Origin of the sequence: Thiosulfatimonas sediminis, assembly GCF_011398355.1 — a bacterium.
Taxonomy (GTDB): domain Bacteria; phylum Pseudomonadota; class Gammaproteobacteria; order Thiomicrospirales; family Thiomicrospiraceae; genus Thiomicrorhabdus; species Thiomicrorhabdus sediminis_A.
On record NZ_AP021889.1, the window covers coordinates 378,036 to 401,918 of the forward strand.

At 46.5% G+C, this 23,883-nt stretch carries 18 protein-coding genes and 1 pseudogene; 10 read left to right on the forward strand and 9 right to left on the reverse strand.

Annotated features, from left to right (window positions below; all coding sequences use genetic code 11):
* The first annotated feature begins 3 nt into the window (after positions 1-3).
* Positions 4-1,044, forward strand: a complete 1,041-nt coding sequence (locus HRR27_RS01730) for a YbgA family protein (RefSeq protein WP_173269973.1) — start codon at positions 4-6, stop codon at positions 1,042-1,044.
* Here HRR27_RS01730 and HRR27_RS01735 read toward each other — a convergent pair.
* The 3 genes from HRR27_RS01735 to HRR27_RS01745 all read right to left on the reverse strand — a co-directional run bounded on the left by HRR27_RS01735 (position 1,041) and on the right by HRR27_RS01745 (position 3,881).
* Positions 1,041-2,165, reverse strand: coding sequence for an anhydro-N-acetylmuramic acid kinase (locus tag HRR27_RS01735; protein ID WP_243830862.1), 1,125 nt, complete (start codon positions 2,163-2,165; stop codon positions 1,041-1,043). The genes HRR27_RS01730 and HRR27_RS01735 overlap by 4 nt on opposite strands.
* Positions 2,158-3,474, reverse strand: a complete 1,317-nt coding sequence (locus HRR27_RS01740; RefSeq protein WP_243830863.1) for a peptidoglycan DD-metalloendopeptidase family protein — start codon at positions 3,472-3,474, stop codon at positions 2,158-2,160. The genes HRR27_RS01735 and HRR27_RS01740 overlap by 8 nt, the downstream gene beginning before the upstream one ends.
* A gap of 161 nt (positions 3,475-3,635) precedes the next feature.
* Positions 3,636-3,881, reverse strand: coding sequence for a sulfurtransferase TusA family protein (locus HRR27_RS01745; protein WP_243830864.1), 246 nt, complete (start codon positions 3,879-3,881; stop codon positions 3,636-3,638).
* Positions 3,882-4,021: 140 nt separating this feature from the next.
* Here HRR27_RS01745 and glyQ point away from each other — a divergent pair, with 140 nt between their 5' ends.
* From glyQ to HRR27_RS01780, 7 genes are all read left to right on the forward strand, one after another.
* Positions 4,022-4,951 carry a glycine--tRNA ligase subunit alpha gene (gene glyQ, locus HRR27_RS01750; protein ID WP_173269977.1) on the forward strand — a complete coding sequence of 310 codons (930 nt, stop codon included), beginning with the start codon at positions 4,022-4,024 and terminating at the stop codon, positions 4,949-4,951.
* Complete coding sequence (gene glyS / locus HRR27_RS01755) at positions 4,951-7,020, forward strand: glycine--tRNA ligase subunit beta (RefSeq protein WP_173269980.1); 2,070 nt, start codon at positions 4,951-4,953, stop codon at positions 7,018-7,020. The genes glyQ and glyS overlap by 1 nt, the downstream gene beginning before the upstream one ends.
* Before the next feature lie 97 nt (positions 7,021-7,117).
* Entirely contained in the window at positions 7,118-7,672 is a 555-nt protein-coding gene (gene gmhB / locus HRR27_RS01760; protein WP_173269984.1) for a D-glycero-beta-D-manno-heptose 1,7-bisphosphate 7-phosphatase, read from the forward strand.
* Positions 7,669-8,424, forward strand: a complete 756-nt coding sequence (locus HRR27_RS01765) for a lysophospholipid acyltransferase family protein (protein WP_173269987.1) — start codon at positions 7,669-7,671, stop codon at positions 8,422-8,424. The genes gmhB and HRR27_RS01765 overlap by 4 nt, the downstream gene beginning before the upstream one ends.
* A 38-nt stretch (positions 8,425-8,462) precedes the next feature.
* Positions 8,463-9,287, forward strand: a complete 825-nt coding sequence (locus HRR27_RS01770) for a motility protein A (protein ID WP_173269990.1) — start codon at positions 8,463-8,465, stop codon at positions 9,285-9,287.
* A gap of 27 nt (positions 9,288-9,314) precedes the next feature.
* On the forward strand, positions 9,315-10,097 hold the full coding sequence (locus HRR27_RS01775; RefSeq protein ID WP_173269993.1) for an OmpA/MotB family protein: 783 nt from the start codon (positions 9,315-9,317) through the stop codon (positions 10,095-10,097).
* Positions 10,094-10,846 (forward strand): OmpA/MotB family protein, encoded by a 753-nt coding sequence (locus tag HRR27_RS01780; RefSeq protein WP_173269996.1) that lies wholly within the window; start codon positions 10,094-10,096, stop codon positions 10,844-10,846. Before HRR27_RS01775 ends, HRR27_RS01780 begins: the two co-directional genes overlap by 4 nt.
* Here the strand turns inward: HRR27_RS01780 and ung are convergent.
* Complete coding sequence (ung, locus tag HRR27_RS01785; RefSeq protein WP_173270000.1) at positions 10,767-11,507, reverse strand: uracil-DNA glycosylase; 741 nt, start codon at positions 11,505-11,507, stop codon at positions 10,767-10,769. The two genes, HRR27_RS01780 and ung, sit on opposite strands and share 80 nt — an antisense overlap.
* Before the next feature lie 132 nt (positions 11,508-11,639).
* On the opposite strand from ung, the gene parE reads away from it, so the two are divergent.
* Positions 11,640-13,544 carry a DNA topoisomerase IV subunit B gene (parE, locus tag HRR27_RS01790; RefSeq protein ID WP_173270004.1) on the forward strand — a complete coding sequence of 635 codons (1,905 nt, stop codon included), beginning with the start codon at positions 11,640-11,642 and terminating at the stop codon, positions 13,542-13,544.
* On the opposite strand, the gene HRR27_RS01795 is transcribed toward parE, so the two are convergent.
* Positions 13,541-17,173 carry a response regulator gene (locus tag HRR27_RS01795; RefSeq protein WP_173270008.1) on the reverse strand — a complete coding sequence of 1,211 codons (3,633 nt, stop codon included), beginning with the start codon at positions 17,171-17,173 and terminating at the stop codon, positions 13,541-13,543. The two genes, parE and HRR27_RS01795, sit on opposite strands and share 4 nt — an antisense overlap.
* A gap of 190 nt (positions 17,174-17,363) precedes the next feature.
* Here HRR27_RS01795 and HRR27_RS01800 point away from each other — a divergent pair, with 190 nt between their 5' ends.
* On the forward strand, positions 17,364-17,948 hold the full coding sequence (locus HRR27_RS01800) for a hypothetical protein (protein WP_173270011.1): 585 nt from the start codon (positions 17,364-17,366) through the stop codon (positions 17,946-17,948).
* Between the two features lie 213 nt (positions 17,949-18,161).
* Here HRR27_RS01800 and HRR27_RS01805 read toward each other — a convergent pair whose 3' ends face one another.
* The 4 genes and pseudogenes from HRR27_RS01805 to HRR27_RS01820 all read right to left on the reverse strand — a co-directional run bounded on the left by HRR27_RS01805 (position 18,162) and on the right by HRR27_RS01820 (position 23,681).
* Positions 18,162-20,879, reverse strand: a complete 2,718-nt coding sequence (locus HRR27_RS01805) for a methyl-accepting chemotaxis protein (RefSeq protein ID WP_173270014.1) — start codon at positions 20,877-20,879, stop codon at positions 18,162-18,164.
* Between the two features lie 512 nt (positions 20,880-21,391).
* Positions 21,392-21,754 (reverse strand): annotated as a pseudogene (locus HRR27_RS01810) (PilZ domain-containing protein); the annotation flags it as partial.
* A 29-nt stretch (positions 21,755-21,783) separates the two neighbouring features.
* Entirely contained in the window at positions 21,784-22,149 is a 366-nt protein-coding gene (locus HRR27_RS01815; RefSeq protein ID WP_173270020.1) for a PilZ domain-containing protein, read from the reverse strand.
* Positions 22,150-22,238: 89 nt separating this feature from the next.
* Positions 22,239-23,681, reverse strand: a complete 1,443-nt coding sequence (locus HRR27_RS01820) for a protein adenylyltransferase SelO (RefSeq protein ID WP_173270024.1) — start codon at positions 23,679-23,681, stop codon at positions 22,239-22,241.
* Positions 23,682-23,883 lie beyond the last annotated feature (202 nt).

Genomic DNA, 23,883 nt, shown 5'->3' on the forward strand with positions numbered 1-23,883 from the left:
TTTATGCAAACTCAAGACCAACAATCCCTGGCCAAGCCGCATTTCCCTAAACCTAGAATTGCGATTTCCGACTGTTTACTGGGTACGGAATGCCGTTATAACGGAGGCCATGCACAATATGATTTTGTGCGTTATAAGTTGGCCGATTATGTTGAATTTAAGCGTTTTTGTCCTGAAGCTGCGGTGATTGGTACACCAAGGGAAACAGTGCGACTGGTCGCTGTTGAAGGCCAAGTGCGTGTTATTGGCCCCAAGTCTGGCCAGGATTATACGGACGGTTTACAAGATTACACGGATAAGAAAATGCATTTTTTTCACAAGCAGAATCTGGATGGGGCGGTGGTTAAATCGCGTTCACCTAGCTGTGGCCTGGAACGCATTAAAGTGTATCGCCCAAGTGGTGAATGGTTTGGTTCCAAAGACCCTGTGGACATGGGCTTGTTTACTCGAAATTTATGCGAAAACTTTCCGCATATTGCGATTGAAGAAGAGGGGCGTTTGCAAGATGCTTGGTTGCGTGAAAACTTTATGTTGCATATCTTTTCTGCCGCACGTTGGCGTGAATTTTTTGAAAGCAAGCCAACGGTTGCTGCTTTTCAAGCGTTTCATCGTGACCACAAATATTTGCTGCTTTCTAAAAGTGAAGCTCTCTACCGTAAAATGGGGCCGATTGTTGCGGCCTGCACCAAAGAAAATTTAGCAGAAAATTTACAGGCTTATGGAGCGCTTTTTTTGGCTGCTATCGGCACCAAAACCACTCGCGGTAAGATGATTAACACCATTGAGCATATGTATGCGTATTTTAAAGAGGATTTAAGCGCGCCGGAAAAGGCCTTTTATCAGCAAACGCTTAGTGAGTTTCAGCAAGGTATCGTGCCTTTGGTGAGTTTGATGAAGTTATTGGAGGGGTGGATTCATCGTTACGGTTGTGAGTATTTAGCAACGCAAAAAATTATCCACCCTTATCCCGCGGAGCTGGCTTTGCGCTCAACCGTAAATGCGTTTCGTGAAGGTAAGCGCGAGCAAAAAATCGATAAGTCTTAAGGGTGCCAGATACCGCCAAGAACGGCATCGCGCGTTGCTCCGGTAACGGCGCTCAGCGCGATGGGTTGATCATTAAGGCGTTGATGTGCCAGCCAAGCGAACAGCATCGCTTCAATCGTAGATGGGTGATGTCCGGCCGCTTGCGAGGATTGCACTTGGTAGTTAGGTAGATACGTTTGAATGCGCTGAATTAAATACTCGTTCAGTGCACCGCCGCCACAAATCCAAACCGAGCGGTTGCTTGAATCTTTGGCAGTGGCTTTGCGGATGTCAGTGGCGATACAGATCGCCGTCAATTCGCTCAGGGTGGCGAGCAAATCTTCAATCGGCAAATCTTCAATGACGCTGCTTGATAGGGCCTTATTTAGCCACGGCCAATTGAAATAGTCTCTTCCTGAGCTTTTCGGTGCGGCTTTAGAAAAATAGTCGTCTTGGCGTAAACGGGTTAACAGGGCGTGTTGAATTTGCCCTTGGCGCGCTAAGTTGCCGTCTTCATCAAAAGGTTGTCCTAAAAAACGTTGAGTGGCTTCGTCCATTAAGCCGTTTCCGGGGCCGCAATCCCAGCCAATGTTTTTTTCCTCGCTCTCAGGAGGGGCGATGATGCTGATATTGGCAATGCCTCCGATATTTACCACGATGGCTTTGTCGTGTTGTGCAAACAGCATTTGATGAAATACCGGCGCAAAGGGTGCGCCTTGTCCACCGAGTGCCATATCGTCTATCCGGAAATCACCCACGGTCAGGATGCCGGTTTGCTTGGCGATAAGTGCTGGATGGCCAATCTGCAAGCTCATGCTGACTTCAGGTGCGTGAAAAATCGTTTGGCCGTGGCTGCCGATAGCTGTAATTTGTGCGCCACTTAGTTGGGTCTCGGTCAGCAGTTGTTTGACACTGGCGGCAAAGGCTTGCCCCAGTTGGCTATGTAGCTGGCAAAAATCCAGTAAGGCAATTTGAGGTTGTTGATTGAAGTTGAGTAATTTTTCTTTCAGCGAGGCTTCCAGCGTTGTGCTGGTAAAGTGTTGCAGTTTGATTTGTTTGCCGCTAATGGCGACCAGTGCGGCATCAATTGCATCCACACTGGTGCCGGACATGAGACCGATATAGAGTGCTGTTTTACTCAAAGTTATAGGCCAACTGCGTGCTCTGGTCCAAGCGGTTTAGCTGAGATAATAAAAAGTTACTGCGTTGGGTAAACTCTTTGCGATATTTCACGGCAATGGGGCCAGCGGCCGGAAATTTAATTTTTAACGGATCAACGTGTTCGCCATTGATTCGGAACTCGTAATGCAGATGTGGTCCAGTCGAATTGCCGGTGCTACCGACATAGCCAATAATTTCGCCTTGTTTAACCGATTGCCCTTGTTTGTACTTGCCGTATTTTGACATGTGCGCGTATAGGGTCTCGTAGCCGTTGGTGTGACGAACCTTGATGACATTGCCGTAGCCGCCCATCCAGCCACGATGTACGATTTTACCGTTACCGGTAACGCGTATTGGTGTGCCGGTTTTTGCGCCATAGTCGACACCGCGATGCGGACGTTTAGTGCCAAAAATGGGGTGCAAGCGTTTGGGGTTAAAGCGCGAAGTAACGCGTACGGTGTCCATTGGGGCTTTTAAAAACGCTTTTTTCAGGTTATTGCCGTTTTCATCATAAAAGCCGATGACTTTGGCTCCGTCGCGCATAATAAAACCGTTGTGAATCTGTTTGCCGCCATCGGTACTGACTTGAGCGGCCAGTATGTCGCCATCACCGATGTACTCACCGTCTAGGTAGCGCGCTTCATAGATGACTTTGAAGTAGTCGCCGTCTTGCAATTCGCGTGCAAAATCGACATCCCAAGCCAGTAAGTCTGCTAGTTCCATAATGCTTTTGGCGCTTAAACCGGCGCGTTCAGCCGCAGGGTAGAAAGCCCCTTTGATTTCGCCATAGGCAGTACGAGTGCGGATTTCAACCGGTTTTTCATGTTTACTAATGTGATAGCCAGTGTCGGTGGCAATTAGTTCATGACTGATTGTTTGCGATGTTGGATAAACGATTTTTTGCAAGTTGCCATCTTGATCGAGCCAAATTTTCAGCTCATCGCCGACTTTAAGATGAGTTAGTAATTCGCTATTTTTGCTTTGGCTGATGTGATACACCGTACTGGCGCCAATGCCAACACGATCCAGTGCGGTACTCAATGAGTCATTGCGTTCGATTTTTACGGTTTTCACCACGAGTTCTTGCGCTTGTGGTGCGGCTTTCTCCGATTGTTGCGTCATTGCAGGGGCAATTTTGGCAAGCGTGGCCGGCTGCGGCAGAACAAGCGGTTGCGGTTCAGTGGTTAAGTTTGCATCGGAAACTGTCGGCAGTGCGCTGAGCGCAACGATGAGTGCTCCGCCCAGCATGGCTAAGCCGGCGACCGGTAAAGTAATAGGCCAGTTTTTCATAATCTCCCTACTTTTGACAGAAACAACCGCTATACATTGGGTATCGTTGTATGGGCTACAAAGAGTTAACACATAACCATAGTAGACTCTGCCGCTATAGTCAAATAATCACTGTTTATCGCGGCTCGCAAAGCGGCTTAATGGCGCTGATTTAGAATCTCTTAAGCCGCGGTTTCTTTTATGCGTAGCGTAATCAATAGGCCGTAATCTGTTGGGTGTATTTCAGTAATCGAGTGTTTGTTGACGCGCGCCCAGCTGCCAATGTCGTTTTCAGCGCCTTTATCAGTACAAGCGATCTGAATTTGAGCACCGGCTTGTGCCTTGCGTACGGCTTGTTGGAGCTTGATGACAGGCATTGGGCATTTGAGCCCTTTGGCGTCAATGAATAGAACATTTTCTTCTAACACGGGTGACTTCTTCCTTATGGTTAAACCTTGGCAAATTATGCGCTATAATCAGCCAATTTTCTAAAATTCCTGACCGGTCGTGCGTGCTGTTTCGTCGCCGACCGGCGTCGCTCTATACAAAATTTTAAAGAGGTTTCACTGTGTCGGCAAATGCAGCAACAGATATCAATACCTTCCAAGGTTTGATTCAAACCCTACAAGCCTTTTGGGCAGAACAAGGTTGTGTGGTTATGCAACCCTATGATAACGAAATGGGGGCGGGCACGTTCCACCCATCGACCTTCTTACGTTCCATTGGCCCTGAGCCATGGCGCGCTGCCTATGTTCAGCCTTGTCGTCGTCCAACGGATGGCCGCTATGGTGAAAACCCGAACCGTCTACAACACTATTATCAGTTCCAAGTGATGTTGAAGCCGTCGCCGGATAATATCCAAGAGTTGTATTTAGAGTCGTTAAAGCGCATGGGGATTGATCCTTTAGAGCACGATATCCGTTTTGTCGAAGACAACTGGGAATCACCGACGCTGGGTGCTTGGGGTCTAGGTTGGGAAGTTTGGATGAACGGTATGGAAGTGACCCAGTTCACCTACTTCCAACAAGTTGGTGGCTTGGAGTGTCGTCCGGTAACGGGTGAAATCACTTATGGTTTGGAGCGTATCGCCATGTATCTGCAAGGTGTTAATTCGGTGTACGATCTGACCTGGGTCGACGGTCCGGGCGGTAAAGTGACTTACGGTGATGTTTTCCACCAAAACGAAGTGGAAATGTCGACTTATAACTTTGAAAAAGCGGATACCGATATTTTGTTCCGTACCTTTGATGAGTGTGAGCAAATCTTCGCTAAGTTGGTTGCCGATAAATTACCCTTACCGGCTTACGAACAAGTTCTTAAGGCGTCGCACGCGTTTAATATGCTTGATGCACGGCATGCGATTTCAGTCACCGAACGTGCGCGTTTTATAGGTCGAGTGCGTACTATGGCTCGTCAGATTGCCGAAGCGTACTACGAGGGACGTGAAGCTTTAGGGTTCCCGCTGGTTAAGGGCACGATGCAAGGGGAGGCAAAATAATGCGCAATACTGTCGATTTTTTAGTTGAAATTGGAACCGAAGAACTGCCACCAAAAGCCCTTAAAAAACTGAGCCAAGCTTTTGCCGATGGGATAGAAGCCGGTTTGCAGGACGCAAAATTAAGCTATGGTCAGGTGGATTTATATGCTTCGCCACGTCGTTTAGCGGTACGTGTGCAAACGTTGCAAGCCAAACAGCAAGATCAAACGGTGGAGAAAAAAGGTCCTGCCAAAAAAGCGGCATTTGATGCCGATGGCAATCCAAGCAAAGCGCTGCAAGGTTTTGCGCGTGGTTGTGGCGCGAGCATCGAGCAGTTGATTGAGGTAGATACCGATAAAGGCGTTTGGATGGCCTTTATGCAAGAGCAAAAAGGCCAAGCTGCCGCGCAACTCTTGCCTGAGATTGTGAATCAGTCCTTGGCGAAATTACCGATTCCAAAACGGATGCGTTGGGGAGCCTCAGATGTAGAGTTTGTGCGTCCGGTGCATTGGGCGGTCATGCTGATGGACGAGAATATCGTTCCGGCAACCATACTTGGTCATGAGACAGGGCGCGCTACGCGCGGTCATCGTTTTCATGCACCGCAGCAGCTTGACATTGCCACGCCGGCGGATTACATCAATACGTTGTGCACACAAGGTTATGTGCAAGCGGATTTTGCGGTTCGTGCGGAGATGATTCGCAGTCAAGTTCAAGCGGCTGCACAAGCGGCTGGTGGTATTGCGCAGATTGATGAAGACTTGCTGGATGAAGTCACCGCGTTAAATGAATGGCCGCAAGCGATTGTTGGTGATTTTGATGAAATTTTCCTAAGCGTGCCGTCAGAAGCACTGATTTCGGCGATGAAAGGCCATCAAAAATATTTCCATATGCTGGATGCCGATGGCAAGTTGATGGCCAAGTTTATTACCATCTCGAATATCGAAAGCTCGAATCCGGCTTCGGTAAAATCGGGTAATGAACGCGTGATTCGTCCGCGCTTGTCGGACGCTAAATTTTTCTGGGATCAAGATCGTAAGCAGCCGTTAGATGATTTCTTGCCGCGCTTAAAAACGGTGGTGTTCCAACAGCAATTAGGCACCTTATTTGACAAGGTGCAGCGTTTAGAAACCTTGGCCGTGAAGGTCGGAAGATCCTTGGGGGCGGAGCCAGCAATGTTGGAGCGCGCCGCGCGTCTATCAAAATGCGATTTAATGTCGGAAATGGTTGGGGAATTTCCTGAACTGCAAGGCATTATGGGTCGCTACTATGCGATGCAACAGAAAGAAGATCAGCAAGTTGCAGATGCGTTGGATGCACAATATCAGCCGCGTTTTGCCGGTGATGAGCTGCCAAGTTCTGCGGTAGCACAGGCATTGGCGATTGCCGATAAGCTGGATACGATTACCGGTATTTATGGCATTGGACAGGTACCAAGCGGTGATAAAGATCCGTTCGCACTGCGCCGTTCTGCATTGGGGATGTTGCGTATCATCATCGAAAAAGAGCTGGATTTAGACCTTGAGTTGATGATTCGTTTCGCATTGGATTTGCATCCGCAGGTGACGTGTAACGATAAGCTAGTTGCGGATATTCACGATTTTGTGATCAGTCGTCTAAAAGCCTATTTTGCCGACCAAGGCGTTTCGGCAGAGCAGTTTGAGGCGGTACGTTCTTGTGCGCCAAGTCATCCATTGGATTTTGCTAAGCGTATCGAAGCGGTTAAGGCGTTCGCGCAAATTGACGGCGCGGAAAGCTTGAGCGCGGCCAATAAGCGTATCGCAAATCTACTGAAGAAAGTGGACGCTGAAATTGCTGAAACAGTGGATACCTCTCTGTTTGAAAACGCTGCCGAAAGTGCCTTGTTTGCCAAGTTGGACGAATTACGTGAACAAGTGAGCGATTTGATTGCCGACAAAGATTACATTGCTGCCTTGCAACAATTGGCAACGATTCGCGCCGAAGTGGATGCCTTCTTTGAGGGCGTGATGGTCATGGCTGACGATGAAGCCGTGCGAAATAACCGTTTAGCACTGTTGCATCAGATTTATCAGTTGTTTACTGATATTGCCGATATTTCACGTTTATAAATTATTGCGTTAAGCCTCAAAGCACGAAGATTTGAAGTTCTAAGACGGGCTTCGACTTCGTGCTTTTTTGTATGGCGAGCGGACACAGGAAATAAAAATGCAGCTAAGCCCTTCCAAGATCATTGTTTTAGATCGCGATGGCGTGATTAACCAAGATTCCGATGCCTTTATTAAGTCTGCCGAAGAGTGGCGGCCACTTGATGGTAGTATTGAAGCGATTCAACAACTCAAGGCCGATGGCTGGCGAGTGGCGATTGCCACCAATCAGTCGGGAATAAAACGCGGTTATTATGACCGCGCAACCTTGAGTGCCATGCATCAAAAAATGCATACTTTACTGGCGCCTTATAGGATTGATTGGATTAGCTATTCGCCCTATTTGGGCGAGGATAACTCTCCGGCACGCAAGCCAGCAGTGGGGATGTTCCAAGCGATTGAACAAGCGTTGAACATCTCTCTGCAAGGTGCGCCGATGGTGGGTGACACTTTGGCCGATATGCAAGCTGCTATGGCGATGCAAATGCAACCCTATTTAGTCAAAACCGGTAAAGGCGAGCGCACCTTAGCCTCGCAACATCCGCTATTGGCGAATATTCCGTTATACGATGATTTAGCGTCTGTTGTGCAGCATTTATTAAAGGAGAAAAGATGAATCCGATTTTAATTTTACGTTCGCTGTTGTTCGCTTTAGGGCAGACAATCTCGCTGGTTGTGATATCTGTGTTAGGTCAATTAACTCTGCCGTTTTCACATAAAGCGCGTTACCGCGTAATGACCCAATGGGCGACGTTTTGTTTGTGGTGGTTACGTCTAACCTGCGGTATTAAAGTGCGTGTTCACGGCGCAGAGCTGATTCAGCCAGAAAAAGCTGGTCTAATCCTTGCTAGACATGAATCGGCTTGGGAAACCTTGCAGTTGCAACGTATTTTTCCACGGCAAGCATTTGTTTTGAAGGAAGAGTTATTGCGGATTCCTTTCTTCGGTTGGGGGATGAGATTACTTCACCCGATTGCGATTGACCGCGGTGCCGGACGAAAAGCTTTAAAGCAGATTTTGCAAGAGGGGCAAGCGCGTCTGGATGACGGTATTTGGGTGGTGATTTTTCCAGAAGGGACGCGGATGCCGCCGAACGAGTTGGGCAAAATTAATATTGGCGCAGCCATGTTGGCTAAGCAGGCTCAAGTTCCGGTTTATCTTGTTGCGCATAACGGTGGTCATTTTTGGCCAAAAAACAGTTTTATGAAACGCCCAGGCACGGTGGATTTGTACATTAAACGCATTGATGATGTTAGCGCCTTAAGTACGGCAGAAATTAATCAACTCACCGCAGAATGGTATCAACAACATTTTTCCGCTCCTTCGATTGCCGAGTCGTTAGACGCGCAGCCGGGGGGCCACGAATAAAGTCGTTTGGCTTTTTCATTAATTAAGAGGAATTCGACATGAGTCGGCTTGCCAGTTTTCTAGGGATTGCATTTGCCATAGTGCTGCTTGCACTGAGTGTGTTCGATTACGATCAGCAACAATTTATTCACGCCTTCTTTAACTGGCAAGCACTGTTATTGGTGCTTGGAGGAACCTTAGCTGCGGTATTGATTAACTATCCCCTCAACCAAGTCTGGTCGATTTTCCCCGGCGTTTATAAAATTTTTGCCAGAGAACCCCGCTCTGATGAAGATTTGATTAATGAAATTTTTGATTTGGCGATGCTCGGTAAGCGTAAAGGGGTTTTGGCCATCGAAAATCATCTGGACAATGTGGATGATAAATTCCTGCGTACCGCTTTGAATGAGATGTTGCTTTATCAAGACAAAGACAAATTGCGTGAAGCTTTGCAAACCCGTTTGATGACAACTCGTCTACAAGAACTCAACTCGCAAGAAGTGTTTATCAATATGGCCTCTTATTCACCGGCTTTCGGCATGATGGGCACGGTAATGGGGTTGATTATCATGATGACCACCGAAGTGAATGTCGATTTGAACTCACTGGCCACATCGCCAACGAACGATATGCTATCCGGCTTATTGCATGGTATGGGTTTGGCGTTGGTGACGACCTTCTATGGTGTCTTGTTGGCGAATATGCTGTTTCTACCGATTGCCGGAAAACTGAAGGTGTTGAGCGAGCAGGATTTGCTGAGAAACGAGATGATTATCCATGCGGTGGTTGCGATTAAAGGGAATGAACCGGCGCTGTTAATTAAAGAGCAGTTGATGTCATTTGTGCATGAGAAAACTCGGCAGCGTCTTGGCGAGCTTGTTTAACCAGCGTCTGCGCTAGGAGGTCGAAGTATGCTCAGCTTAAGCAAGTACTCCAAAGGCGGTTCTCTGCTTTTTAAAGGCAATCCGGTCGCCGCTGCGCCAACATGGTTGTTGGTGTATATCGGACTGTTCACCTCGTTATTGGCGATTTTTCTGTTTATTCTCAGTGTGATTGAATTGGAAAGCGTCCCTCCCAAACGGGCATATCAAAATGTTGTTAATGATCTCTACCAGCGTGCTGAAAATTATAAACAAGAGCGTGGCATGGTGTGGTTGCAAGTTGAAAATACACTCAACAAAGGGGTGCGTTTAAGCTTAGACCCGAATATTTTAGGGGCGCAGAATCTGTTTGAATCGGCGCAAGTGGCGATTAATCCAGAATTAACGCCTTATCTATTGCAGATGGCTAAATTGATTGAGAGCTTGAACTTGCCGCAGGCGCCGGAGTATTACCAGCGCTGGCTACGCCATTTGCAAGCGGTGGATATTGAAGCCCAATTTTTTGTCCGCGTTGAAGGGCATACCGACGCCTATCCGATGTTGCCAAATGCGCGTTTTAAAGACAATGTTGAGCTAAGCAGTTACCGCGCTTATGCGGTAATGTCATTTTTGCAATTGTATAGCGGCTTGGCACCAGAGTATTTTATGATTGCCGGTTATGGCAGCTTTCATCCCTTGCGGCAGTATCTGTTTGCCGCGCATAATCGACGGGTTGAGGTTTATCTGTTACCGAAACTTTCACTATTAGAAAATTCCAGTCTTCCCTTGCCGAATTTACGTCAAGACACGCCAGTTACCGAGGTATTGGAATGATTTCTCGCTGGCTGGTGACATCGCCGGATAAGCGCGCGCGCAGTGGCTGGCTATTGGCGTTTGGTGATGTGATTACCTTGTTAATTACGTTTTTTATTATGATGATTGTGCTCAATAAAACCCAAGTTTCCAAGCTACAAGTTTGGGCGGATGAGCAGGTTAATAGCGCTTATCTGGAGCTAGAACAGCAGATTGATAACCAAGGATTACAAGTGGTGTCGGTGCATCGCACGCCGCAAGGTATTTTGTTCAAGGTGCAAAGTGCGGCCGCATTCGATCGTGCCGGCTATACCCCGTCCGCACAGCTGCAAGAAGAGCTGCAGTATCTGGGTGTGTTGCTAAAACAGAGTCGCTTGTTTCGCTTGGCCGATCAAGACTCCCCGCAGACGCGAGTTATTTTAGAGTATGCGGCGCAGCAAGATTTGTATTGGAATGCCGAAATCGTGATAGAAGGGCATACCGACAGTGATTCTATTTTGCCTAACTCCCCGCTACAAAATAACTGGTTTTTAAGCGCCATGCGCGCGCAAACTGTTATGGATCAGCTCTTTCAGGCCTCGGAGTTACCGCCGCAACAATTTTCGATTTCTGGTTTTGCTGAGCACCATCCGGTGCAGAGCAATGAAACGGCTGCGGGCAAAGAGCGTAATCGACGGATTGAGATTTTACTTACTGCTGGCTTTGTGACGCGTCTACCGGATGAAGTGGCAACGGTTGTTGCGCCTGTGCCAGAGGCAGCTGCCAATTAATCGGTGTTTTGCCATGTTGCTGGAGATATTGGTTGCTTTGCGAAAATGGTTTACTGCCAAAAAAACCACGATACGCCGATAACGGAGAGGGGTGTGCGGTTTTAATCACCAAGTGACGCTGTGCGTCGATTTTAGCGCCTTTCTTTTGTGCATAATTACCCCATAAAATAAACACACAGTGTTCGCAGTGCTGATTGACGAGCTCGATAATTTTATCGGTAAAACGCTCCCAGCCTTGTCCTTGATGCGAATTGGCCTTGCCGGCTTGCACGCTTAACACTGAATTCAACAGCAACACGCCCTGTTCAGCCCAAGGTTGTAAAAAACCGCTGTGGCGATTATCTATGCCCAAATCATCAAGCAGTTCCTGATTGATATTGTTCAGTGATTTCGGCAAGGGTTTTACACTGGGTAAAACCGAAAAACACAATCCGTGGGCGTGTCCAGGTGTGGGGTAGGGGTCTTGGCCGAGAATCACCACTTTGACTGACTCCAGAGGCGTCGCATTGAGCGCATTAAAGCGCTGTGATGCTGGCGGCAGTATTGTCTCACCTTGTTCGCTTTGTTGTTGCAGCATTGCGCAAAGCTGCTGCATATAAGCTCGCTCCAATTCGCTTTGTAAATGGTTTTGCCAGCCGGCGCTTAATTTGATTTCGCTCATTTTGCAATCAATCCTCGGTCTCTGCACATTTCAAGCCGGTCGAGCGGCGGATAAGCGGGAAAATTATGGTATTATCGGCGCTAAATTGGGCATTATTTTATCACCCCAACTGTCACCTTTAGGAGTTTTGCCTTGGCCGAAAACTACAATGCAGCGGAAATTGAAGTCTTAACTGGTTTAGAACCGGTGCGTAAGCGTCCTGGAATGTATACCGACACCACGCGACCAAATCATTTAGCGCAGGAAGTGATCGATAACAGTGTCGATGAAGCGCTGGCTGGACACGCCGATGAGATAACCATTACCCACTTTGCCGACGGCTCGATGAGTGTGGTCGACAATGGTCGCGGTATGCCCGTCGATATTCATCCGGAAGAAGGCGTTCCGGGGGTGGAAGTGATTATGACCCGATTGCACGCCGGTGGAAAATTTTCCAATAAATCCTACAGTTTTTCCGGTGGTTTGCATGGTGTCGGGATTTCGGTGGTGAATGCGTTGTCGACCAAAGTGGTGGTCCAGATTCGTCGCGATGCGAAGCTTTATGAGATTGAGTTTGCCAATGGTGATTTAGCCAAACCGCTTGCAGAAATTGGCAAGGTCGGTAAACGTAATACCGGAACCCTTGTGCATTTTTGGCCGGATGCAAAGTTTTTTGATAGTGCTAAGTTCTCGATTAGCAAATTGCTGTATCTATTGCGCGCCAAAGCAGTGTTGTGTTCCGGGTTAAAAGTGAATTTTATTGACGAAAAAACCGGCCAGAAAGAGACATGGCAGTACCAGCAAGGTTTAAAAGATTATCTTAATGACGCGCTTGATGGGCGTGAGCGTCTGCCGCAAGAAGGTTTTGTTGGGCACAGCATTGCGGAAAACGAACAGGTGGAATGGGCGATTGCTTGGCTGGAAGAGCCGAGTGAGTTACTCAATGAAAGTTATGTAAACTTGATACCAACACCGCAAGGCGGTACGCATGTTAATGGGCTTCGAGCCGGCGTTACCGAAGCGGTTCGCGAGTTTTGCGAATTTCGTAATCTGCTGCCCCGTGGCGTTAAAATCACCCCGGAAGACGCCTGGCTGAACGTCGCTTTTGTGTTGTCGGCAAAATTGCAGGAACCGCAGTTTGCTGGGCAGACCAAAGAGCGTTTGTCGTCGCGTGAGTGTGTGCCGTTTATTTCCGGAGTGGTCAAAGATGCGCTAAGTTTATGGTTAAACCAACACACTGAAGTGGCCGAGAAAATTGCCGAGTTGGTGATTGCTAATGCCAACAGTCGTTCGCGCAAAGCCAAAAAAGTGGTGCGTAAGAAAATCACTTCAGGTCCAGCGTTGCCAGGAAAATTAGCCGATTGTGTTGATAATGATTTAGCGCGGACGGAACTTTTTTTGGTGGAAGGGGATTCGGCAGGCGGCTCGGCTAAACAGGCGCGTGATAAAAATTTCCAGGCGATTATGCCTTTGCGCGGTAAGATTTTAAACACTTGGGAGGTTGAATCTTCCCAAGTGTTGGCATCACAAGAGATTCACGATATTTCGGTAGCGATAGGCGTCGATCCCGGCTCGGACGATTTAAGTGGATTGCGTTATGGAAAAATTTGTATTTTGGCCGATGCGGATTCGGATGGCTTACATATCGCCACGCTCATTTGTGCGCTGTTTGTGAAGCATTTTGAAAAACTGGTGGCCGAGGGGCATATTTATGTCGCGATGCCGCCGCTGTATCGAATTGATGTCGGTAAACGCGTGTTTTATGCGCTTGATGAGGCAGAGCGCCAAGGGGTGCTGGACCGGATTAGCGCTGAAAAACTTGCTGGCAAAATACAGGTTACGCGTTTTAAAGGGTTGGGTGAGATGAACCCTGGACAGTTGCGCGAAACCACCATGCTGCCGGAAAGTCGACGTTTGGTGCAGTTGCAATTAACGGCCGATGATGCTGAAAACCCAAAACAGAATGTGTCTGAAGTGATGGATATGTTATTGGCGAAAAAACGCAGCCCAGATCGTAAATCCTGGTTAGAGCTAAAAGGCGATTTAGCCAGCGTTTAACCGCCACCATCGATGGGGCCAAAGATTCGATTGCGGCCAAGTGCTTTGGCGTGATAGAGAAATTTGTCGGTACGTTGCAGTAAGTTGTTAGCGTCTTGTGGCGTTTGGATAAAGGCCGCGCTGTAACCTAGACTGACGGTGAGTTCGCTGGCAACTTTTGAGTGTTCGTGTGGGATATGCAAATCACGGACGACCTGACAAAATTGTTCAGCGACTTTCTGGGTGCCGATTAAATCGGTTTCAGGTAGCAGTGCGACAAATTCTTCGCCGGCATAGCGCGCGAGCATATCGGCGGGGCGGCGTAGTATATTGTTCATCGCATGCGCCACTTTATGCAAGCACTCATCACCAAGGCCATGTCCATAGTGTTCGTTATAGGCTTTGAAGCTATCCATATCAATCAAAATAATACCGAGCATTTTTTCACTGCGGGCTAGGCGTTTACTCTCTTTGAATAGAGTTTCCTCAAACTGACGGCGGTTGGGAAGTTTGGTCAGGCTGTCAATGTCAGATAGCTGTTCGAGCATCTCAGTTTTGATTTTTAGCGCTAAATGATTGCGAATACGCGAATGGACAATCGGCAGTGAATAGGGGCGGAATAGGTAATCTAGCGCGCCGAGTCGAAGTCCTTTTTCAACGTCAATCGCTTGCTCTGCATCGCACAGTAGGATGATTGAAATGTGCTTGGTCTGCTCGTCTTCTTTGAGTTTTTTGCACAGCGTCAGCCCGTCGATATTTGGCATGTTGATATCCAGCAACAGTACGTCTGGACGTTTATCTGAGCGGGCAATTTGTAACACTTGTTCGCCAGTTAAGGTGCTTTCGACAAGGTAGTCGGCTTGCAGAACATCACTCAATAAACTGGCATTACTGGCGAGTGTTTCGGCAATTAAGATGCTCGGTTGTTTCGGTGCATTCAGCTGTTTTATGGGTACGGCATCAATGGCTGCAGTAACCCGATCAAACAGTAGATATTCACTTAACGTGCTCTTGAGTTGTTCGTCATCAATCGGCTTGGTGAGATAGGCATTCATCCCGAATTTAAGCGCTTTTTCTTTATCGGCAGGCATGGCTGCGGCGGTGAGCGCGATAATAGGGATCTTAATGTTAAATTCGCGAATCCGTTTGGTGGTTTCAAAACCGTTCAGACCAGGCATTTGCAAATCCATAAGCACCAAATCAAAGGTTTCATTTTTTAATAATTCAATCGCCTGCTGTCCGGTTTCTGCGTGATGGGTATGCAGATTAATGTTTTGCAAAATCTGGCTGATAAATTCCGCATTAAGCTGGTTGTCTTCGACCACCAAAATGTTCTGCTGATTGAAACGGATGGTTTTGGTTTGGTTGAGCGGATAAATGTTTTCTTGTTTATTGACCGCAATTTGGTTAAGCGTATTGAACAGCGCCGAGCGGCTGAAAGGCAATGCCAGATAAGCGACGCCTTTAACCTCTTGAATCGGTTGGCGTAGCATTAGGTTGCTTAAACAAACCAACTTGGGCATTGGCTGGTTAAGTTCGATATGCTGTTCAAGGAAGCGCTGTATATCTTTGAGAAGGATATTGGTGCGCTGTTGTTCGCTCAACGACTCCATGAAAATCACGTCGTAGGTTTTATCATCGGCAAACTTGGTATCTAATTCGCTCATAATTGGACGATTGGCGGTGATTTTTTCGACGATAAATCCCCATGCTTTTAACGTGCGGCTGAGAATATCGCCGCTGGCTTGGGATTGTTCAATGATTAAGGCTCGACAGGTCGGGTTGAGACATTTAAATAGGGTTTTCTGTTGATTGATGTGCGCCGTTTGAAATTCTAGGCTAAAGCATACTTCGGTTCCACCGCCGACTTCGGAGCGAATTTGCAAAGCATCGCCACCCATTAATAGTAATAAACGTTCGCTGATGACCAAACCTAAGCCATGCGAGTTACGGTAGTTGAATTGATTGTAATGGCCATTTTTTAAGTTTTGCATCAGCGCACTGAGCTTTTGCTGTTCTATGCCGGCACCGCTGTCACGTACGCAAAAATTCAGTTTGATTTGGCTTTCGTTACGCTGATGAACCAAATCAATCACCAACTCAATTGTTCCACCGCGAGTGAATTTAATCGAATTAGAGATTAGATTGGATAAAAGCTGTGTCAGACGCAATGGGTCGCCGATAAGGTAGTTTGGCGCACTGGGGTTGACGTTAAAGAGCAGTTGATTTTTTTTCTCTAGGTTGCTGCTGGTAAACATAATCGCGAGCTGCTCAATCACCTGATCGAGTTTAAATTGCGTGCGTTCGATGCTGATTGGGTGCTTGCGTGAATATCGATCATCGAGCACATCGTTGATGAGATTAAGCATCAACAAGCCAGCAAAATGGGTGTGGTAGGTGCGCTCAAGTGCCTGTTCGGTGAGGTGCGAGTCTTGCATTTGAAGAGCGCTTAAACCAACAACCGAATTGAGCGGTGTGCGTAGTTCTTGGCTTATACGTGATAAAAATTCTTGGGTATCTGTGTTGTCTTGTTCGGCTTGGCGCGCTTGTTGTCTGATGACTTCAAAGGCTTCTTGGTTGTGGGCGGCCAAGTCATTAAATAGGGTTTGTAGTTTGCTAACAGCATCCAGTTCACTGGCGCTTTGCAAGGTAATAGGATGAATCTCGTTCCTCTCATTTTTAAGGGTGAGTAGGGCTTCGCTTAGCGCTCGAATCGGCACTAATTGTTGTTTTAACCGCCAGCGATAGAGCATCATCGCGAAGCTCAAAAAGACCGCCAAGAGAACCAGTAGGTTTAAGAATTGTTGAATCGCCGTTTGCCTTGCCGGTAGATTGTCAATGGTGAGAATCACCAGCCAAGGAAGGTCTTCTAACTGGTAAGCCGAGTACAATTTTTGATCGTTAAACGCATTGCCTAAGGCTCCGGTAAAGCGGCCGCTAAGGATTAGGCTAAGCAGTGGGTTGTCATTTGCGGTCATTGACTGCATAGCCAAGCTTTTTTCGCTGGAGTAGATGACGAGATGATTATCTAAGTCATAAATTGAGTAGTCGCCGCCATTGCGTAGATTCGGTTTGATATTGCTGACCAGATCACCCTGTAAAGACATAATGCCCAGTAAATAAGCGATGGGTTGCCCGGTTTTATCGCTAATAGGGGTAATGATGTAGATGACCATTTGGTTTAATTGCTTATCAAAGCTTGGTGGGCTGGTGTAAGTACGCAGAGATTGGTTTAAAACGCGGAAAAAAGGTTTATTGGCAAAGGACTCACCGACTCTTTCGCTCTGTGCTGGTGAGTGGCGGATAATCTCCCCTTGCTGATTTAGAATCGCAAGACCGCCACCAAAGTAATCATGCAAGCGGATTCTGGAATCCAGCGAATTTTGTAATTGCGCGTCGGAAAGTAATTGATTGTCTTGAATTAAATTGCTGGCAAAACGCTCTAAGGTGTCTTTGCGGTTGTTAATGTTTTGGTTAAGTTGCAGTGCAAAATTTTGGCTGAGCTGATCCAACTGGCGCATTTCATTAGCGGACTGGTTTTGATAGCTGAGATAAGCCATCCCAAACGCCGCAAAAATGAGTGCAGACAGTGCGCTAAGAAAGATAAACAACCAGCCTGTGGTTGTCTTGTTGTTGCTCAGACCAAACATTAAAATCCTTTTATTGGCACTGCGATGTTCGACTTATGTACAGATAATTTGTAAAAATTTTTTTAATATTAAAGGGTTTAGAAAAAAAATCTAGCCTTTATCGATAGATTTATCAGTAAAATTACGGCCCTTGAGTGGGGGCTGTGCAGAAAGTATAAGAATATTTCTAAAATACTAAAAAAGGGAATTTATGACTTTTAAATGGCGAAACTTCAGAGCTTCAGCAGTCCTTATTTTAACGACTTTTGGCGTTAGTCATCAGGTATTGGCGCAGCCTGATAAAACCGAGCAAATTGGCGCATTTCATTTAAGCTTGTATCACGATGTACAGGGTTCGGTATTGGATTTAGAGGCTTATACCAAAACCCCGGATAAAGCGGTTTTCTTTGGGGTAACTTGTTCGGCTATGTCGCCTTTTCCGGCAGTACAGGTTTTATTGTTTGAGGATGAGATACTCTCGGAAACCCCTCGACTACTCAATGTAACCTATCAAATTGACGCAAAGACGGGTGATTTACCTTTGCAAGGCGTTCTAAAGGCGGAACTCAACGCGGAGCACTATCTGAATCAGATTCGTTTTGAAGTGGACGCCGCAAAAATTGGTAAGAATATGCGCTTGATGCAACAGGCGTATGGGCAATTATTGGACGCTTTGGCGCAGGGGAAGCTGGTCACTTTCGTGATAGAGCATCGTGCCTTAGGCAAGCATTCCTATCAGTTTACGCTGCAAGGCTTGGCACAGGTTCTACAACCCTATGAACGAATTTGCCGTTAAGCGACCTAAAGAGATGCAGAACAAGGCATCCGTGACTTGAGTGATGCATTGCAAGCCTCGCGCCGTTTGCTCAGCCAAACTCTTCTGTGCCGAAAGCCGTTTGGATTTGTTCTATGTCGCTTCAAATATCGAATATAAAAAAAGCCCTTAATGCATAAGTATGAAGACATTAAGGGCTTTTCGGACGATGGTTAGCCCACCGTTGTTGGAAAATTAAAACTCGTCCCAGTCGTCTTGCTTATGATGACTTGATGAGGACGTTTTTGGCGTTTGAATTTTAGCCGGTGGTGCTACCTTACTGATTGGTTTGCTAGAGGCGGTTGGTTGAAGGTTCGCTGGCGCACTGGCGCTACCTGCACCACCGACTTCATTGCTTATTTCATCTAAATATTGAGTGACTTGTTGTGCCAATTCAGCAAGGCGTTTTTTCAGTTCAGTAATACTGGTTTCATCTTCAATGGCGTATGCATCGCTGATGCGTCCAATTGTGGCATGAAATTCTTTATGTGCTTCAGTCAGTTTTTGTACGCTGTTAAAGTGCATTAAACTCTGTGCTTCGCCGTAAATCCACTTACCTAATTGACAGAGGTTGTCACTGCGAGCTGCTTGGAAATCAATCTCTTTTTGTTCTATTCCAGACGTTAAGTTTTCAACTAGAATCAACCAAGTGTTATGCGCCATTTTCGCTTCGACAAAACGTCCGCTTAGCGCAGAGTGTTGGCTGGTGTTGTTGCTTAGTTTAAAGCGTTTGATAAAGTTCGCTTGCTCAAGGCTCTGCTCACTCATATTGTTAGCGGTTGCAGAGAGTTCTTCGACCAAGGCGGCATTTTGTTGCGTGGCTTGGTCAAGATGGGACACCGCCTGATTAATTTGTTCGATGCCTTTGGCTTGTTCATAGGTCGTTTGTGAGGATTCGGAGATTAATACTTCGAGTTTTTTGATTTTCTCGACCATGCCTTCAAAAACGGTATTGGTGTTTTCGACATATTCGGTGCCTCTTTCAATTTGCGTTGTGGTCGCTGAAATTAGGCTTGAAATGTCTTTAGCTGCTTGTGCTGAACGCTGCGCTAAATTACGCACTTCGCTTGCCACTACGGCAAAACCTCGCCCGTGTTCGCCGGCACGCGCTGCTTCAACCGCCGCATTTAAAGCCAGTAAGTTGGTTTGAAAAGCGATGCTGTCTATCACCGAGGTGATTTCACTGACTTTTTTACTCATTTCGGTCACTTCATGCATCGCGGTAATGGTCTGTTTCATCACCTCAATACCTTGTTGCGCGACCTGTGCGGTTTCGTGCGAAATCTGATCGGCAAGCTTCATATTTTCAGCAGTGTGTTTGGTGGTAGAGGTGATTTCTTCCATGCTGGCAGCAGTTTCTTCCAAGCTGGCGGCTTGTTGTTGAGTGCGTTCTGAAAGATCTTCACTGGCCACAGCGACTTCATGTGACATGGTGCCGATTTCGTTGGCACCTGTGCGGATGCTATGCAGCGTCATATCCAGATTGGCTAAGGAGTTGTTAATCGCCATTTGCATGGCGTTAAGTTGGCCATAATAAATGCCGTTAATACGGTGGGTTAAATCACCAGTGCTCATTTTAGAGAGTACGCGAGAAAGATTTAATAGTGTGTCGGAGAAGCTGCTAAGCAGCGTATTGACTGAATTAGAAACCTCTTTTTCAAATTCTTTGAGATGAGATGTATCAATTCGGTTACTGAGCTGTCCTTTCGCCGCATCGGAGATAATGCGTTCAATATTGTGCTCGATTTCCAATTGATTGGTCATGTTTTTCCATTCAGTGATAAAACCGATGCGTTTGCCTTTGGCGTCATAAATAGGGTCGACTCTTAAATCAATAATCACAGAGCCTACGGTAATTCGTGCATCATAGGTGCTGGTTAAGTTGTCTAGTATGTCGATTTGATGCTGTGGATTGAGGTGGAAAATATCAATGTTTTGGCGAATTAAATTCTTGCTATCGAATTTTGGTAAGGTTTTTTTCAGTTCAGGTTCGACCTCTTCCAGCATTTTTTGCAGCGAGTCGTTAACAAAAATAATACTGCGGAAACGATCCGCGACCATGATGTTGGTACTGGCTGATTTAAGCGCTTGTTCGAGGCGCACCGCATTACGCAAATCTTCATGTGCCTGGTCTAAATCCGTGCCGATGCGGATTTGCATGGAGTGCATCCGTCCAAGGATTCGCTGCATTTGATTACTTCCAAAGCTATCGATGTGCGAGTCGAATTTACCGCCAGAGATGGCGGTTAGGGTGTCTTCGATCAAGGTCAGTTTTTGACCATGTTTGTAGAGCACAAAAATAATTATTGCGACCAAGGTGATTTGTAAGATTTCAAATACCGCTATTGGAAGCGTGTTAAGAATGCTTGGCAAAAGGTTTGGAATAAGTCCGATAATCATTTCCAAAGCCGCAAATACAATGAGCATAGTGGCGGTGTTGATATGGCGCAAAGGGTTATAGCGCGTTTCTGCGTTTTGGATGACCCCGTTTTTAATCGTCATTCGTCCGGCGGAAATTTCTTGATAGGCGCGAGCCGCCGCTTGTTTTTCTGCTTCGGTGGCAGCCATTCGCAATGACATATAACCAACGATTTTACCGTTCTCAAATACAGGGGTTGCATTGGCGTTTACCCAGTAATGGTCGCCGTTTTTGCATCGGTTTTTGACGATTTGTGACCATGGTCGACCGGCTTGGATTGTCTCCCAGAAATCTTTAAAGACTTCTGGCGGTACATCCGGATGGCGCAAAATATTGTGCGGTTGGCCAACTAATTCACGCCATTCATAGCCACTTGCTTCAATAAAGGCTTCATTCGCGCTGATGATATTGCCGAATAAGTCGGTGTTGGAGACGATTTTAGTGCCCGGAGCAAGCACGTGCTCTCTTTGTGTAACCTTACCGCTATCGCGCATGAATATTTCCTCTTTTGAACTGTTCTTCGTTCTCACTATGCTTGAACAGATTAGCCATTTTGTGACGATGCAGAATCCGTTACCATTGACTTCAGCGAGAGATTGCAAGCTTCGTTGATAGGAACTTTGAAACATTTAACTGGGCGGTGTTGCTTGTGTTTGTCAAGTTTCGACATCGCGGTCGCTTGGTTGAGCTAAATTTTTCTGTGCCTGAAGTCATGTGGATTTACTTTTGCACCGTCTTAACTTTTTTAGTTATCTTATGGTGTGTTGCACTGCATGAAATTATTTAAACGCAAGAATTTACGGTGTTTGCTTGGACCTTTTTTTATGGCTTGGAGGTTCTTAATGCGTTGATTTACCAGTAAATTTTTTAGAGTGGTTCAAGGTGTCGCTTTTTTTATCATTAACGCATTGATTGACTGTCGTTTTCAGTGATGGGGAATTGTGCTGCTTGTTGGTTGTTATCAGCCGTATATTTGTTCTGTTTTTTAGAAGAAATCGGTTTCTTGTTAAAAATGGCTTTGGCGTTTTTGGCTCATTTGTGACAAGCGCTGTTTGTATTCGATAAATTCCAAAATGTATTGGCGCTGTATGGGCGTGATGTTTTGAAAATGCAGTTTTAGGTAGACCCCTTGATCGTTATTGTGACGATGGGTCACTTTGCCAAGAATTTTAAGCGAACGGAAATATTCGGAGGTGGGGATTTCAAACGCCAGTTCCAGTTCGGTTCCAACTCGAGCGCCACGCGGCGATTGTACGCCAGCATTCTCAATCGATAAATCGGCCAACACGCCACTGGCTTGACCATTTTTTCCGATTAAGGTGACGGTTCGATTGGTTTTAACACTGATTGAATCCATAGTTGGGTTCTTCCTGAAACGACGCTTCCGATAAGGCTAAATTATGCACTAAAGCGGCGGTGGTAATGAAAAAATGCATTGATTTCGTATGATTGATGAGGCTTTAGCTCATCAAACGATAAACCTGTTAAATACTGGTTTCGTATTTTGTTGCAGCGTGCAACCGAGCATTTTAATGCAATTTGGGTAAAGCCGTCTTCACTTGGTAAGGATAGATGCACAGTTAGAAGGCTATTTGGACTCAAAGGCTCGCTCATTAAAATGCCGCACCCGCAGAGTGAGAGGTCAATTAATTTGCCATCTAATAAAAGGGGTTCGAGCACTTTAATCGGCAAGTTTATGCTGACTCTTGGCCCGCAACGTCGATCAGCGGTTGTGGCAACGATTGAACTACTTTGCATTTGCATTGATATAAGTACTCCATAGCAAGTCGGTTATAAATTGGCAAACTGTTCGTAGATTAGCGAAAAGTGCGCCAATTGGAGGTTTTATCGGCTTAAGAGGAGCAGCTTAGTGCGATTCCTTTCTGTGTTGCCGTTGGCGCCTGTAAAAAATGCGCGTAGTTTTCCGCCAATTCCGGCGCAGGCTGGTGTGGTGTTTGCAGCCATTGCATCGCTTGGCTTAATAGTTCGGCGTTCCCTTTTTCACACTGCTGAATAATCTCTTGTGCAATATGATTACGCAGAACAAAGTCTGCGGTGTGCTGTTGGATTTGCTGCTGTCTTTGTATGCGTTCTTGGCTGGCGGTGCGTGCTAAGTATTGGGTTTGCCAATCGCGCCACGCTTTGCTGTCACCGATGAACTGCTGCCATTGCGCTTCTTGATCGCTTTCTAAGAGTGCTAATTTTTTGAAAAAATGGTGGAAGTCGAGTTGGCTTTTATCCATCAAAATGAGGCTTTGTGCAATAAAATCACGATCATCCGTGTGCACGGTTTGTAGCCCAAATTTAGCGCCCATCAGCGCCAAGTAGTGTTGGTTATAGGTCGTGACAAAATGATCTAGGCCTTGCTGAACTTGTGTGCTATCGAGTAATAGCAAGAAGGCTTGCCCAAGCACTTGGCAGTTCCATAAACCGATATTTGGCTGTTGGCTGTATGCGTAACGCCCTTCGCTGTCGGATTGATTACAGATATAGTGAATTTTGAAATCATCGAGGAATGCATAGGGGCCAAAATCAAAGGTTTCGCCGGCAATCGACATGTTGTCCGTATTCATTACACCATGACAAAAACCGACTGCTTGCCATTTGGCAATCATCTGCGCGGTTTTGCCGCAGATTTCTTGGAATAGTTGTGCGTAGCGTTGCGCTTCATGGTGTTCGCTTAAATGCGGATAAATTTGTGCAATAACATAGTCGGCCAGTTGACGAAAACTATCACGGTCGTTGATTTCTGCAAGCCATTCAAAGTGCCCGAAGCGTATGTGTGTTTTCGCTACACGGATATAACTGGCGCGGGTTTCGATTTTTTCACGATACACGGTTTCTGGACAATGGCTAAGGCTTAAACAGCGAGTAGACGGTACGTTTAAGTAATGCAATGCTTCGCCAATTAAATATTCACGTACTGCGGAGCGTAAGACTGCCCGCCCATCGCCGCGCCGAGAAAAAGGGGTTTGTCCAGCGCCTTTTAAATGCAAGTCCCACGATTGGTTCTGATGGAGTACCTGGCCAAGTAATAAGCCGCGCCCATCGCCTAAATCTGGATTGTAGTAGCCAAATTGGTGTCCAGTGTATTTTTGAGCCAGTGGAGCAAACTCTGCCGGAAGGGCTTGGCCGCTGGTGAGCTGAGCAACTTCTTCGCTGGTGAGGGCAATCCCAATTTCTTGCGCCAAAGTTTGGTTGTAATGCAGCAAGTGCGCATCCCATAGCGGCTCTGGATCGACGTTTCGGTACAGGTGGTTAGGAAGCTGCAAGTAATGGTTCGTAAATTGGTTCATGTTGCACAATCGAATAAGAGGTTGATAGGGGCTTATTCTAGCAGTATTGACCTGGCTAAGGAGACCCAGAATAAGTTCAAATGGCTTCAGGTAATGCAGACTGGTTCGGCGTTTTCCTAAATGTTTGGGTTGCAAGGTTGCCTAAGTTAAAATACGGTGTTGATATCTAAGAAGCCACAGAATATGACCCGATTGGTTGTTG

Excerpts from the sequence above, each read along its gene's own strand:
- HRR27_RS01770 (WP_173269990.1), top strand. The coding sequence starts at position 8,463 with ATGAGTCGGCTTGCCAGTTTTCTAGGGATTGCATTTGCCATAGTGCTG.
- gmhB (WP_173269984.1), top strand. The coding sequence starts at position 7,118 with ATGCAGCTAAGCCCTTCCAAGATCATTGTTTTAGATCGCGATGGCGTG.
- glyS (WP_173269980.1), top strand. The coding sequence starts at position 4,951 with ATGCGCAATACTGTCGATTTTTTAGTTGAAATTGGAACCGAAGAACTG.
- HRR27_RS01820 (WP_173270024.1), bottom strand. The coding sequence starts at position 23,681 with ATGAACCAATTTACGAACCATTACTTGCAGCTTCCTAACCACCTGTAC.
- HRR27_RS01765 (WP_173269987.1), top strand. The coding sequence starts at position 7,669 with ATGAATCCGATTTTAATTTTACGTTCGCTGTTGTTCGCTTTAGGGCAG.
- HRR27_RS01805 (WP_173270014.1), bottom strand. The coding sequence starts at position 20,879 with ATGCGCGATAGCGGTAAGGTTACACAAAGAGAGCACGTGCTTGCTCCG.
- HRR27_RS01775 (WP_173269993.1), top strand. The coding sequence starts at position 9,315 with ATGCTCAGCTTAAGCAAGTACTCCAAAGGCGGTTCTCTGCTTTTTAAA.
- HRR27_RS01815 (WP_173270020.1), bottom strand. The coding sequence starts at position 22,149 with ATGCAAATGCAAAGTAGTTCAATCGTTGCCACAACCGCTGATCGACGT.
- HRR27_RS01795 (WP_173270008.1), bottom strand. The coding sequence starts at position 17,173 with ATGTTTGGTCTGAGCAACAACAAGACAACCACAGGCTGGTTGTTTATC.
- HRR27_RS01740 (WP_243830863.1), bottom strand. The coding sequence starts at position 3,474 with ATGAAAAACTGGCCTATTACTTTACCGGTCGCCGGCTTAGCCATGCTG.
- HRR27_RS01730 (WP_173269973.1), top strand. The coding sequence starts at position 4 with ATGCAAACTCAAGACCAACAATCCCTGGCCAAGCCGCATTTCCCTAAA.
- HRR27_RS01780 (WP_173269996.1), top strand. The coding sequence starts at position 10,094 with ATGATTTCTCGCTGGCTGGTGACATCGCCGGATAAGCGCGCGCGCAGT.
- HRR27_RS01800 (WP_173270011.1), top strand. The coding sequence starts at position 17,364 with ATGACTTTTAAATGGCGAAACTTCAGAGCTTCAGCAGTCCTTATTTTA.
- ung (WP_173270000.1), bottom strand. The coding sequence starts at position 11,507 with ATGAGCGAAATCAAATTAAGCGCCGGCTGGCAAAACCATTTACAAAGC.